13 protein-coding genes and 2 pseudogenes are annotated in these 13,154 nt (G+C 45.7%); 10 read left to right on the plus strand and 5 right to left on the minus strand.

Annotated features, from left to right (window positions below; translation table 11 throughout):
- Positions 1 to 73 precede the first annotated feature (73 nt).
- From B5G37_RS01230 to B5G37_RS01240, 4 genes are all read left to right on the plus strand, one after another.
- Positions 74 to 1,891, plus strand: coding sequence for an LPXTG cell wall anchor domain-containing protein (locus B5G37_RS01230; RefSeq protein WP_087252972.1), 1,818 nt, complete (start codon positions 74 to 76; stop codon positions 1,889 to 1,891).
- Between the two features lie 73 nt (positions 1,892 to 1,964).
- Positions 1,965 to 2,375 carry a winged helix-turn-helix domain-containing protein gene (locus tag B5G37_RS01235; protein ID WP_087252974.1) on the plus strand — a complete coding sequence of 137 codons (411 nt, stop codon included), beginning with the start codon at positions 1,965 to 1,967 and terminating at the stop codon, positions 2,373 to 2,375.
- Between the two features lie 323 nt (positions 2,376 to 2,698).
- Entirely contained in the window at positions 2,699 to 2,845 is a 147-nt protein-coding gene (locus B5G37_RS15135) for a hypothetical protein (RefSeq protein WP_158099321.1), read from the plus strand.
- A gap of 21 nt (positions 2,846 to 2,866) precedes the next feature.
- The gene (locus B5G37_RS01240) at positions 2,867 to 3,412 is read left to right on the plus strand and encodes a GNAT family N-acetyltransferase (RefSeq protein ID WP_087252975.1); all 546 of its coding nucleotides are present in this window, start codon (positions 2,867 to 2,869) and stop codon (positions 3,410 to 3,412) included.
- 42 nt (positions 3,413 to 3,454) lie between these two features.
- Here B5G37_RS01240 and B5G37_RS01245 read toward each other — a convergent pair whose 3' ends face one another.
- From B5G37_RS01245 to B5G37_RS01255, 3 genes are all read right to left on the minus strand, one after another.
- Positions 3,455 to 4,048: a helix-turn-helix transcriptional regulator gene (locus tag B5G37_RS01245; protein ID WP_158099322.1), complete on the minus strand. Its 594-nt coding sequence runs from the start codon at positions 4,046 to 4,048 to the stop codon at positions 3,455 to 3,457.
- A gap of 61 nt (positions 4,049 to 4,109) precedes the next feature.
- Positions 4,110 to 5,108 carry a nucleotidyl transferase AbiEii/AbiGii toxin family protein gene (locus B5G37_RS01250; RefSeq protein WP_087252979.1) on the minus strand — a complete coding sequence of 333 codons (999 nt, stop codon included), beginning with the start codon at positions 5,106 to 5,108 and terminating at the stop codon, positions 4,110 to 4,112.
- Positions 5,109 to 5,717: a DUF6088 family protein gene (locus B5G37_RS01255; RefSeq protein WP_087252981.1), complete on the minus strand. Its 609-nt coding sequence runs from the start codon at positions 5,715 to 5,717 to the stop codon at positions 5,109 to 5,111.
- A 365-nt stretch (positions 5,718 to 6,082) separates the two neighbouring features.
- Here B5G37_RS01255 and B5G37_RS15900 point away from each other — a divergent pair, with 365 nt between their 5' ends.
- The 5 genes and pseudogenes from B5G37_RS15900 to B5G37_RS01275 all read left to right on the plus strand — a co-directional run bounded on the left by B5G37_RS15900 (position 6,083) and on the right by B5G37_RS01275 (position 11,304).
- Positions 6,083 to 8,218, plus strand: a complete 2,136-nt coding sequence (locus B5G37_RS15900) for a tyrosine-type recombinase/integrase (protein WP_087252983.1) — start codon at positions 6,083 to 6,085, stop codon at positions 8,216 to 8,218.
- Between the two features lie 131 nt (positions 8,219 to 8,349).
- Positions 8,350 to 9,123: pseudogene (locus B5G37_RS15660) on the plus strand (zinc-ribbon domain-containing protein); the annotation flags it as partial.
- Positions 9,124 to 9,168: 45 nt separating this feature from the next.
- Complete coding sequence (locus B5G37_RS15665) at positions 9,169 to 9,732, plus strand: zinc-ribbon domain-containing protein (RefSeq protein ID WP_242962730.1); 564 nt, start codon at positions 9,169 to 9,171, stop codon at positions 9,730 to 9,732.
- Positions 9,733 to 9,996: 264 nt separating this feature from the next.
- Positions 9,997 to 10,464 (plus strand): annotated as a pseudogene (locus tag B5G37_RS01270) (lysine--tRNA ligase); the annotation flags it as partial.
- A gap of 273 nt (positions 10,465 to 10,737) precedes the next feature.
- Positions 10,738 to 11,304: a hypothetical protein gene (locus tag B5G37_RS01275; protein WP_242962725.1), complete on the plus strand. Its 567-nt coding sequence runs from the start codon at positions 10,738 to 10,740 to the stop codon at positions 11,302 to 11,304.
- 50 nt (positions 11,305 to 11,354) lie between these two features.
- Here the strand turns inward: B5G37_RS01275 and B5G37_RS01280 are convergent, their stop codons facing one another.
- The gene (locus B5G37_RS01280; RefSeq protein WP_087252989.1) at positions 11,355 to 11,885 is read right to left on the minus strand and encodes a hypothetical protein; all 531 of its coding nucleotides are present in this window, start codon (positions 11,883 to 11,885) and stop codon (positions 11,355 to 11,357) included.
- Positions 11,886 to 12,058: 173 nt separating this feature from the next.
- On the opposite strand from B5G37_RS01280, the gene B5G37_RS01285 reads away from it, so the two are divergent.
- A complete protein-coding gene (locus B5G37_RS01285; protein WP_087252990.1) occupies positions 12,059 to 12,631 on the plus strand; it encodes a SprT family zinc-dependent metalloprotease in 573 nt (190 codons plus the stop codon).
- A gap of 38 nt (positions 12,632 to 12,669) precedes the next feature.
- On the opposite strand, the gene B5G37_RS01290 is transcribed toward B5G37_RS01285, so the two are convergent.
- Positions 12,670 to 12,900, minus strand: a complete 231-nt coding sequence (locus tag B5G37_RS01290) for a DUF1653 domain-containing protein (RefSeq protein ID WP_087252992.1) — start codon at positions 12,898 to 12,900, stop codon at positions 12,670 to 12,672.
- Positions 12,901 to 13,154: the final 254 nt, after the last annotated feature.

Below are 13,154 nucleotides of genomic sequence, written 5' to 3' on the forward strand. Positions count from 1 at the left end.
CGGTGATACCCCAAAGAGAATCATCAAACCGTTTATTCACATGAATGTTATCTTGAAAGGAGAAAAATCAGTTATGAAATTGAAGCGAAAACTGCTTGCAGGACTGCTGACGCTTTGTATGGCTGTTGGAATGGCTGTGCCGGCATTTGCGGCGAACGGCCCCTCGTCCGGGGACATGAGCGCTGCATGGGTGCAGCTGTATGATAGCAGTGTAGAAGAACCCGATGGCTATGTACTTTATAGCAACGGCGGCGAGGCTGACACGGTGGAGGGCGCTGTCTATGACAAGGCTACCAACACCATCACCCTGACAAACTACAACCACCCGGAAATGACCCTTGCCACCAACGAGATGGGCGACGATTTGAAGCTTCATCTGGTGGGTGACAATCATATCGCCGAACTGGTTGTATGGGGCTTCGGCTGGGGCGGCAATCTGGAAATTACCGGAGACGGCTCCCTGACCATCAATGAAAACAAAACGTCTCAGACTGCGGCGATTCGCTTTATGGCCGAGGGAACACAGGGTCTGCTCAAGGTCGGCTCAAACGCTTCTGTGACAGCGTATAAGAGCGCAGGTGAAAACACTTATTCTGCGGCCTTTGTATCGACAACATCCTCAACCCTTCCCTTCACAGGTAATCTGGAAACAGAGCTTGCCCTGACCGCCAATTCCGGCATCGAGGGGGAGACCACCGAATGGGAAAATGTCATATATGAAAGTAACTATGTTGCTCAAGACTGGAAGGTTCTCACCAAGGGCGAGGACGGAAAGAAATACGGCGTTAGTTACGGAACAATCTACACCGGCAGCGATTTAACAAACGGCAAGCCTGTGGGCTATATCCACGAGCTGGTGAAGGTGGAAGGACTTCCTAGCCAAAAAGAATATCTTGCCGTTCAAATTGCTACCGTTGACGGACTTGAAAAGGACGCTCTGCCTGAGGGATATACCGACTCAGGGGAAACCATCAGCGCCAAAACAGGCGATATCAGCTCTATGACAGTGCTGATCAAGGACGGGCAGAGGTTTTATTGGGGAGCAGACCCGAATCAATCCCAGTGGTTGGTCTATCAGACCGCCGTTGATGACGTAACTGCGGAGGATTGGGGTCAGACAACCCTGACAAAAATTGTAGTGCCTGTGGCTGGAGAAGGCGTCAGCGGTGCGACCGAAGAAGATATTCCGGCAGGCTATACCACCAACGTGGTAAAGACCGGCATGTATAGCTACTACTGCACCAATGATGTGATCAAAGTATCCCCGTCCGGGACTTCTACCGATCCGGGCACTGATCCTGGAACAAAACCTGGTGAGGATACTGGCGCCAAAGATCTGACTGCTTCCGAAACCGGTGTTTCCATCTCCCTGACCGATGGAGTGCCAGAGGGTGCAGAGCTTTATGCCGACACCATTGCACAGGAAAGCGTGCTGGGAAGCCGTCCGGAACTGAAAGAGGAGCTGCCGGGCCTGCTGTCCATTTACGAGATCAGCGTTAGAAAAGACGGTAAAGCTCTGGAAATCAAGGATAACCCCATGACGGTCAAAATCCCGATGAACGACCACCTGAAGGGCTACAAATACTACCAGGCGGTATATCTGGGTGAAGAGCTGGAACGCTTTGACGCGGTGGCGGAAGGTGACTTCCTGGTGTTTGAGACTACCCATCTGAGCCAGTATGCTATCCTTGGCTCCAACACACCGTTTTCAACCAGTACGGTTCAGGACGGAGAGCAGACCGGCGCGGGCGATCAGTCTTCCGATACAACTATTCCGCAGACCGGGGACGGCAGCAACATGATGCTGTGGATTGGTCTTCTGGCTGCATCCGGAGCCGGCGTCTATGGCATGACGCTTTACAGCAGAAAGAAAAAGGAACAGAATATATAACATTTTACGGCCGCCATCAGACAGATGGCGGCTGTTTTAGAAGGAAGGTGGGACTATCAAACGAATTGTGATTTTGGAACTATCAGACCAGGATAATGTTGCTTTAGAGGAAATTTCAAAGATTTTGGAGCGTCATCCTGATTTGAAGCTGATTGAAATGGTAGTTGAACCGACATTGATTTTTAACCACCTCATAATTGACACAGGAAAAAGAAAGGTATACTATAATCAGCAGGAGGTATTACTGACAACAAAAGAGTATGAACTACTTTACCGACTGGCCTTGTATGAAGGGCGGGTGTTGTCATACAGGCAGCTTTATGAGGCTGTATGGGGAGAAGATCCAATGGGAAATGAAGCCAATGCGGTAAGCTGTCATGTATACGGCCTGCGCAGAAAATTTCGTGAGATAGCACTCAGCTTACCTTCTGCTATCCGTTGTGTTCGAGAAGTTGGCTTTTGTTTTGAGAATATTACGGAATAAATAGGGGAAACGACCTGATAGCAGGTCGTTTCCCCTATTTATTTGAGCCATAAAGTCTTTTCTTACGGTGCAGTATTCAAAGGGCGGTAAAATTTGACATTATACAGCATTTTGTTGTTTGTTCTTGTCTAAACTTGCGACCGACTACGAAAATTCTACGGAAAATCTCGGAAAAATCTACAAAATTAGACGGTATAATCCCTATATCAACAATTATGAACGGGGATAAACATACCGGGCGGTTGTCCTATCCCCGCAGGGGGATAAAATGCCGGGGATAAAAAAGCAAACGGAAGCGTGATCTCAATTGGAGCGAATCTGAAATGAGGGCAACGAGCGAAAAGTATCGCCTTAATTCCTATGACGGCGAAGAACTGCCGTTTGAGAACTATATGAAACTTGACAATACAAATCCGGCTCCAGATGAAGTTGCAAAAATGATTAAAGCACTCTTTTCAATCGAGGAGTAATTTACCGAAAGGAGTATCGAAATGATATTTGAAGAAAAAACAATCATATTGAAAGATGGCAGGACCGCCATCTTAAAAAGTCCATGTGTTGAGGATGCGGAAAAATTACTGAACTACATAAAGAAATCTTGTAGTGAAACTGATTTTCTTGCACGCTATCCCGAAGAATGGACAACAACTATCGGGCAAGAGGAAGCATGGGTAAACCGCTTGCGCTCTGCCCCTGATACATTGGGTATCACCTGTTACGTTGACGGTGAGGATGCCGGCAACTGTGAGATCAGCTTCAGAGGAGACATGAAAGTATCGCATCGTGCAACCATTGCCAATGCTATTCTCAAAGACTATTGGAACCTCGGTATCGGCTCTGCAATGTTCGAGGAGCTTGTATCGGCGGCACAGAACCGAGGAACCGAGATTATGGAGCTGGAGTTCATAGAGGGCAATGACCGTGCAAGACACTTGTACGAAAAATTCGGATTCCGTGTTGTTTGCGAAAGACCGAATATGTTTAAGCTCAAGGACGGCACTTACCGAAGTGAGTTCTATATGCAGAAATACTTATGATAAAAGGCAGGATTGTCAATTACGACAACCCTGCCTTGAATATTATTTATTGCTGAAAGCCAACCATTTGACTCCGTAGGTATCGAGCGAGAAGCGATTTCCGAAATTATTCTCTACCCAGTGTTCGTAAACCCGATAGGTTCCTCGAAGTTGTTCTCTGAGTTCCGTATCGTGAGAGATTGGTTCAAGCCAGATTTTCCCATAATTTTGAAGATCCGGTTTGCTTAACGGTTTTGAATCTGGAAGTGATGCTTCATAGAACGGAGGCTGTGCCACATAAACAGAACCGGCGTTATCAAACGGTACCAAAGAACCATCAACACAAACCAGTACATTCTTTATTGAGTTTACCAATACCCATCCGAAATCGGACGACCAGACTGATTTACCATGATATATCTTTAGCAATTCACCTGGGAGGGGAAGAGAAGTTGCTGGGGGCGTTTCCTCTCTGCCAAGAAGATAATCAGTAGAAACCTGATACAGATCTGCCATCGCTTCTAAGCTTTCAATCGAAGGTGCCTTGCGTTCAGACTCCCATGCGCTGAGAGTAGATGGTGAAATATCGAGCTTGGAAGCTGCATCTTTTACAATCAGCTTTTTGCTTTTACGTGCATTCTTATATTGTCTTGCCAATCTATCACCACCTTTTTTCGCTGCAAATATTGTGTCAGAAGCGAATGTTTTAAGTTGCTCATTACAGAGCATTAATCTCATTTTCGAGGGTTTGAATATAGTCCATCAAGTCATCAAACGAAGGATATTGTCCAAACATCATTTCAGCCATATCCTCATAATCGGTACGTAGGCTATCAAAACGAAAAGCCGGAGGAACAAGCTTGATTGTTCCGGGAATTGCTTCTTCGTATTTTGCCCATTTGCGAGGGAAGAACTTCATTTTGAAGTTTACAACTTTTTTGAGGAGTTCCAGATCTTCAAAAGCAGCATTTTTGTTTTCCGAATGTGCTATGCAGTATAAATCATAGTAGTGTCTCGAATATCGTTTGGGCATTGCCAAATTTTCAGGACGGTTTGCCTCGTGATGAAGAATCGTAACCTTTTCCCAGAAGGTTCGCTCGGCTGCAGCTGTAAGGATCGTACTTGTTGCTTGGTCGAAGGCTTTGGGATAGCATTCAGCGGTATAAGGAGTAACGGATTTCTCCCTCGCAGGAGTCCAGGCTGCCAATGCACCAATCTCCAACCGGATTGCCTGCAGAATAGATTCGGTTGTAAAGATATGCGGATATTCAAAATTTATCGTCTGCGGGTCTGATTCCTCTATGTAGATGGTTGCCTCCTGCCCTATGATCTCCGAAAGATCACGCTTAAAGATAGGAAGCAAAGTGTCACGTAAGAAAACTTCTGCTCGGGCATTTGCCTCTTTGTTAAAGGCATCCTGTTTTGTGTTAGATCTATCTTCCCACGGCTCGTTGAGAGAATAACCAATGGCGCGCCAGTCTAAAATCAAATCGATGTCTTCTGAAAAGCGTGTGATAAGACCATAGCATTTAGAAAGACTGGTGCCGCCTTTGAATGTGAATACATCTTTCCACTCACATCGATGGAAAAGATAGTCCAAGGTCAGGCAGACCCAAAAGTCCTTTTCGATGATGGCTTCGTTCATTCCCATCTTTTGAGCCGTATTTCTAAAAAGAATTCTGCGCTCATCTTCAGGTAATCTCGCTATTGAATACATTTACTTCGCCTCACAAATTTTTCGGATTACAGAATAAACCCAAGCGGTTGTTTGTCTGGCCTCTTTTATGAGATTATCCTTTTCTTCTGAGGATAACTGTTTTTTGAGTTTAGTAATGACGCTTTCGTCTATATTGTCTTTCCCCAGCGCTTTGAGGGCCTGAATAACGAGCGCTGTTTTATAGGACATACCGGAGATTTCTTTGTTACTTCTGTGCTTAAAATCAATCTCGATGTTTCCGATTGTAAATTTATTGTATGGTCCATCGCTAATGTATGTCCAGTGTGCTGTTACCTGTGTTGAAAGCCCTAACTGGTTTAATGCCGTATTTCCTGAAGGAGCAATATTCCAATTAAATTTACGAGCCAAGGCAAGAGCGACATTATGAGGAGAAGGTGCTTCATATTCGCCGAGGAGCTCACTAAATTTGGGATTGTAATAGACACCACGGCATATCTTTTTTATTTTTCCATAACTATCAAGACGGTTAAGAGCTTTACGCGCAGTCTCGTAATCGGCTATATCAAGAAAGTCGGTTGCAATAAAAACAGCCTCATTTCCTGCCTCTACAATTTTTTCATATATCATATCAGAATAGAACGAACTCATAGTCACACCTCCTGTGTCCCAAATATTATATCATATTTGGGACAGTTTTGCAATAGTTATTTATATTGTTTCCAAAGCACTCTTTTTTATGCAAAAATCAAATGTCCCAAAAATAACATAAAATTTGGGACAAAATTAATTCGACTATTTTTTGATGCTTATTAACCCTTCTTTGCTCTGGAAAGTGCGATACAAATAAGTTAAACATAAGAATAATTATGTTTAACCCACAAAATGAACACGATTGAAATACTTATCTGAGTTAAACATAATCAAAATGTTTTTCTGCCAAACCGAGTTAAACATAATCTTTTTGTTGTATCCCTGCCCCTTGTCTCGTGTAATAAGGGTAGGAGGTGAATTCGATGTTAAATGAATTCAAACAATATTTGCTCGGTATAGGTAAGTCTGAGAACACGGCGCTGAACTATTGTGACAAGGTTAAGCTTTACTTCAAATGGTGCCTGGATAGCTTCGGAAGTGAACCGCAGCAGTTGTACCGTGCGAATGTGCTTGATTACATTTCATACATGAAGACAATTAAGCGATACAGTCCCAAGTCTGTAAATAACCATTTGTCTTCCTTGAGAAGTTTTAATGAGTTCCTGATCTTCTCCGGTCGTCAGACAGAACTGGCGATCGTAAAGAATGATTTTATGAAAATTCAAACCCAGTATGCCAATCCCTGTACTGTCGAGCAGAAGGATGTAGAAGCATTCAGGCAACGTCTGCTTGAGGGTGGTAATAAGCGAGACTTCGCCATTGTGACTCTCTATACTTATACCGGCATTCGTAGATCGGAGTGTGTTAATCTTCGACTTGACCAGATAAATCTAATCGCAAAAGAAATCTACGTTGTCGGTAATAATGAAGTATTTGAACTCCTACAGTCTGCCTACAGTGGTGCTCCTGAGAAAATGGACGATACCTCCATCAAAGAATTCTCAATATACAGTTTGTCTTCTTGTGGTAGAAGAACACCTGTATATACCCAAAAGAGAAAGAAAGCAGAGGGTGTAAACACTACTCAGTTAGACGCAATTGTGGATTATGTTGCATCCTACTGTAGCAGTAAGGGCGTAGCCAGATTGTCGAATATCTGCCTGCCGCCGCTTGAGGACTACCTTACGGTTCCTACGAATCTTGGTGATTATACCGTGGAGTCTATTCCGTTAGGTGTGTATGACGATCCTGGTTCTCAGTACCAAGGTTTGGCACATTTCAATCTTTGCGATGATAACACAATGATCATCGGTGCCTCTCAGATCGGTAAGACAAACCTGATTCAAAGTATTATTAGACTCATTTCTAGTAAGTATTCACCGAAGGATGCTGTTTTCTACATTGCAGACTTTGGTGCTATGTACCTTAAAAATTTTGAAACTTTGCATCACGTTGGTGGCGTAGTAACCATTTCTGAAGGTGAAAAGTTCAAAAACCTTTTTAAACTGCTAACAGAAGAGGTACAGCGGAGAAAAGCCAGATTCTTGGATTGTGGTTTGAGCTCTTATGCTGCGTATCGAGAAGCTGGATATACAGATTTGCCTCATATCTTCTTTGTAATTGACAATTTCAGCGCTTTCAAGGAAGTTTATGCAGAAGCATACGAGGATCAGTTTGTATATCTTACTCGTGAAGGTGTTTCTTGTGGTATCTCTATACTTGTAACCAATGCATCTACAAATGGCCTTGGCTATAGATACATGTCCAACTTCGCGTGCAGACTTTCATTTAGATGTAATGATGCAGGCGAATACATGAACATCTTTGACCGCTGCAGAATGCAGCCGAAGGATGTTCCTGGCCGTATGCTTTGCAAGCTTAATAAGGAACTCTATGAAATGCAATCCTTCATAGCCTTTGAGGGTGAGAAGGAACTTGATCGTTCCAATGCAGTTAAAAAGTTCGTGCGAGTTGGTGAGATTACTGGGCTTCGCTGGCAGGATGTAGACTTCGAAAAAGGAAGTATTAACGTAAATCATACGTTGGTATACTACAATCATCGGGATGAGAGAGGTACGTATTTTGGAATTAACACGCCCAAAACAAAAGCTGGATGCCGCGAGATTCCCATGATTTCTGGAGTCAAAGAAGCATTTGAATTGGAGAGGGAGTATCAGCGAGAACTTGGGATAGAGAGCAAATCTCGCATTGATGGATATGAAAACTTTGTCTTTGTCAATCAATATGGAAATGTCCAGCATCATGGAACTTTGAATAGAGCGATTAAGCGCGTCATACGGGACTGTAATGACCGTGTATTGTTAGAGAATGATTTAGAGACAAAGCCGGTACTGTTACCTGACTTCTCCTGCCATAACCTGAGACATACGTTTGCAACGAGATTGTGTGAGTCCGGGATCAATATAAAGGTCATACAGTCTGTGCTGGGGCATGTAGATATATCTACAACGATGGATATATATGTTGATGTCATGAGTGAGACGAAGAAACGAGAACTTGCACAATTTGATGACTACATGCAGCAAACGAGACAATAAGAATCTGGACTTGTGAGTATTCGTATCACAAGTCCAGATTTATTTTACACATTTCACAAAGGGATTTTCACCGATTATACTGATGGAAACTCAAACATGGAGGAATCTCAATGAATAATAGTTTAGCGAAGATGAGACCGGAATTAACCCGGGAGTGGTCGATCAAGAATGCACCTATTACGCCAGAACAAGTTTCATTTGGATCCAACAAACGATATTGGTGGAAGGGAAGTTGTGGTCATGAATGGCAAGCCAGCGTCAAAGCAAGGTCATATGGGGAGAAGTGTCCAATTTGCGCAAATAGCAGAATAGTTGCTGGAATCAACGATTTGGCTACCTTGCATCCGAGGTTGGCAGAAGAGTGGTCCCCAATCAATTCTGTTCCAGCCAGCGCAGTTGCGCCAGGTTCACACAAGAAAGTATTTTGGCGAGGGAAATGTGGTCATGAATGGTCGGCATCTATCCGCAGTAGAGTGTCAGGTGCAGGATGTCCGTATTGTGCGCACCATACAGTACTACCTGGTTTCAATGATTTGGCGACCATGTTTCCAGAGGTGGCTAAAGAGTGGTCACCCAGAAACCTACCCCTGAAGCCTTCGCAGGTAACTGCTTATTCCAACAAAAAAGTGTGGTGGCGGTGTCGTGAAGGTCATGAGTGGCATACCCTGATTTCCACGAGATCTTACGGGAGTCAATGTCCATATTGCAGTGGGATACGACTTCTAAAAGGCTTTAATGACCTTGCAACACTGTACCCCGGCTTATCTGAGGAGTGGTCGGAGAGAAACGATAGTGTCAAACCGGATATGGTAAATGAAAGATCGACAAAGAATGTTTGGTGGAACTGTAAAACGTGTGGGCATGAATGGAGGGCTGTTGTGAAATCCAGAGTGCGTGGCTTGCGGTGTCCTGTGTGCGCAGAACGTGCAGTTCGAGCAGGGTATAACGACTTGAAAACAACGGATCCAAAGTTGGCAGAGGAGTGGGATTATGAGAAGAATGGTACAGTTTTGCCCACAGAAGTTTCCAGAAATTCAGCGAAATCCGTGTGGTGGAAGGGAAAGTGTGGACATTCATGGAAGGATAAAATATCGCATCGTGCGGTTGAGTCTGCCGGATGCATTTACTGCGAAAGTGAATTCAGGTATGCGATCCCCAAACTGCTCGTTATGTATTACGCTGGCAGCAAAGGACTAAAAGCTGAGGTAGGAGATATGAAAGCAATCGGTGTGCCGCTGGATGCCTATGTGCCAGGGGTTAAACTTGCGTTTGCCTTTCCGTTCAAGGGTACAAAGCGGGAGAAGGATGAGCTTACAGTGGCCAAGTACTTATGTGAGAAAAGGGGGATTACATATGAGGTTGTTTCACAGAAAGCCCCCGAAGATCTGTGTGAGGCTATCAAAAGAGGATTTGCAAAAGTGCATGTATTTATTGGCTCGGACAGTGCAAGTGATCTTACAGTTGTCAGAAACAGGTTTGCTCCAATGCGTGTGAACAGTGGTAACGAAAAGTAGGCAGCGTCTACGGGGAAAGAGTGTGAATGTGTGGACATGTAAACATATAATAATGTATAATGGTAGCGCCATATTGTCTTGGGACGACCTGGCAGTGTGAAAGAATGTATGGGTAGATGAGCTTCTCCTATTCTCCATGTTTTTCTCCAGCATACCTGAAAATTATCGGGAGTTTCATGGATGGTTGGAGAGAGGAAAGAACAGAAACGAGGACTGGCTTAGAATAACGTGAGAAGCCGGGAGCGACGGGAGAAGTCAAAAAGTTTCCCCACCATGAAGCCCCTGGACATGCCCAAGAAGTCCGAGAGCACCGCTGTGGCCGCTCCTGCTGCCGCTGAGAAGGTGGAGGAGAAGATCGACTTCTCCAAGGTGGAGATCGAGCCTCTGTTCTCTGATTTCGTGGACTTTGAGACCTTCTCCAAGTCCGATTTCCGTGCTGTGAAGGTATTGGCCTGCGAAGCCGTGAAGAAGTCCAAGAAGCTCTTGAAGTTTACTCTGGACGACGGAACTGGCACGGATCGTGTGATTTTGAGCGGAATTCATGAGTATTATGAGCCTGAGGAGCTGGTGGGCAAGACCTGCATCGCCATCACCAACCTGCCTCCTCGTCCCATGATGGGCATCGACTCCTGCGGCATGCTCATCTCTGCGGTCCACCACGAGGAGGGCGCAGAAAAGCTGCATCTGCTGATGGTGGATGACCACATCCCCGCCGGTGCCAAGTTGTACTAAGCCGCACAAAAAAGCGAAATATTTTCCAAAGGCCCGTGAATTCGAAAGATTCACGGGCCTTTTTGTGCAAAAAAGATTGACAAAGGGTGGGCGAGGCGTATGATAGAAATATGGACAGAGTAAGGAATTCTGTATGAAGTGAGAATATGCGCAGGCCTGTGTTAAGTGAGAAAGCGGGCAGATACCATCCTTGGATGACCCTAGTAGGATGGTGTGGGTAGCTGGTATTGGAAATGATCGAACATTCGTTACTAAGGGACTGAGGTGAGTATCTTGTGTGCATTTGCTATTGATGTGGATCAGTTTACTTGGGTTTGTGGTCCGGAAGATGACCCGGAGGATCTTTGCCTTCACGGACATGTTACGGTTCGAGTGGGAGAGACGACATTAGAAGAAGATGGAACGGTAAGTGCCACGGCACTTTATCTACTGAAGACGTTGACGGAGGATAAAGTCATGTCTGGCTCCAACATTCAAATGATACCCTGTTGTGGTCACTTCATGATTGCCAATCCGGATTTATCCCAGGTCTCGATTATAGGGTGTGATAATGGATTGGATTGGTCCACCGAGCATGAGGGCGATGGGGTTCGAATCACCCTGCCTACTGGAGAAAGCCAGTGGGTGGATTTGCCGTCATACCGACAGCAGGTGCTCCACTTTGCGGAAAAAGTGGAGGGCTATTATCGCTCCTGCCAACCCAAGAAAATACCGGAGGATGAATTTGAACGGAACGGTTACCTCGCCTTTTGGAACGAGTGGCACCGACGTTATACACAGGCAGCTTTGCAAGATGCGGTGGATACCGGTCGGGAGATAGGATTGGAGCAAAGAAGCTAAAATGCACCCTAAAAGGGCCGTGAATCTTTCAGATTCACGGCCCTTTTACATCACATCAATAGGAGAGGGGGATTTCCATTATAATCGAGAAAATCTGCGGTTCCATTTGCCAGCTGGAAGGGGAAAATATAGGGAAGATTTGAGGTGGAAAATTCCATACGTGTGGACTCCTGACCAGCAGCATTCTGGTAAACGAGATATTTACAATCAGGGTTGTTCATCAAGCAAATGTCGCTGCCATTCCATACCACATGGACGATGTCAGGGGCATAGGTGCTGGCATCATAAATGTTGGTCACATAAGACCAGCCTCCCCAAAGGGATTGGCAGTCCACCGCCTTATAAGAAAGCGTGTGTTCCTGGTTCTGCACGATGTACCAGCGTAGGGCGTGACCGTCGGATGCGTACTCGCCCAGATAGGAAATGGTAATATCGTCGTTCGGAGTAAACTGCGCATCCTCCCGGATGACTTGGATTACATCGTCGTGGGTTCGGATCAAGGGCAGGGTGGAGACAAGCAGCGCTCCAGCTACCAGGAGGACGAGAAGAACTGCGGGAAGAATGATACGTAATTTTTTCATAGCGCCTCCTTATGAGTGTTGGAGTGTGGGAAGGGTGCAGGATTTCTTGTGGCGTACATGGGGACCAGCTCCTCTCTGTGCTTTGTCACTTGTATAACGGGATACAATCGTGTATCATCAAAACACTGTAATACGGAACGGATAAGCCGTGTGTAGGAAGGACAGGAAAAACCATGAACCGAGAGATCCAAATCATTCGCTCCCATCGTCGCACCATCGCCATTGAGGTAAGGGCAAGTCAGAAAGTGGTGGTGCGAGCACCTGCATATATGACAGATGGAGAGATACAGCGGTTTCTCCTGGAAAAGCGAGGATGGATTGCAAAACAGCTGGATCGGATGCAATCCCGTACCGACAGCCAAGAGCCCCCGCTCACGGAAGCCGAACTTCGCAGATTGAAGGCGGAGGCGGCGGTGGATCTGTCCCAACGTGTGGTTAAGTATGCGCCGGTGGTGGGGGTGAGAGTTGGCCGCATTACCATTCGACAGCAGAAGACCCGGTGGGGCTCCTGTTCTGCCCAAGGAAATTTGAATTTCAACTGCCTTTTGATGCTCTGTCCAGAGGCGGTGCGAGACTATGTGGTGGTACATGAACTGTGCCACCGGAAAGAGCTGAACCACTCCCGGGCCTTCTGGACGCTGGTGGAGCGGGTGATGCCAGGGTATCGGACGCAGTATGCGTGGCTGAAAGAAAACGGTGGGAAGCTGATCCAACGCCTAGGGCAATGCGGCAAAAGAGACCTGTGAACTTCAACGGTTCGCAGGTCTCTTCTTATGAGACAAAATTATTTGCCCGTATCCGGCTCGGTAGGGACAGGGGCAAATCGAGGCACCTGCATTCCATTCACTTCCACCAATTCCTCCCACATGGAGGCGGGGCGCACCCACAGCTTACCCTCTCCGTAAAGGGGGCGATAGACCACCATGGGCTCCAAGGTCTCGGAGTGGATAGCAACATCCAGAACTTCATATTCGTTTCCTTTGAAGTGGCGGTACTTTCCCGGTTGAATCATCATAGAACCTCCCTGGCGTATCGTGTTTAATTTATTATAACAGGTGAAGGGAAGAGACACAACTAAAATGCTGCCCATGTAGGGATTGCTTGCACAGGTGGGAATTGTATGTTATTATGTCGACATTGCGCCCAGACAGATTGTGGATATATGGTGAAAATGCTGGATGCTGCGTGGAGAGAGTTGCGGACCGAAAAGTGGTCTGCGTTTTTTATGGAAAATCTCTTTTTCACACTAGCGCTTTTGCTTGAAAAAGT

This window comes from Pseudoflavonifractor sp. An85 (assembly GCF_002161235.1).
Lineage (GTDB): Bacteria > Bacillota > Clostridia > Oscillospirales > Oscillospiraceae > Enterenecus.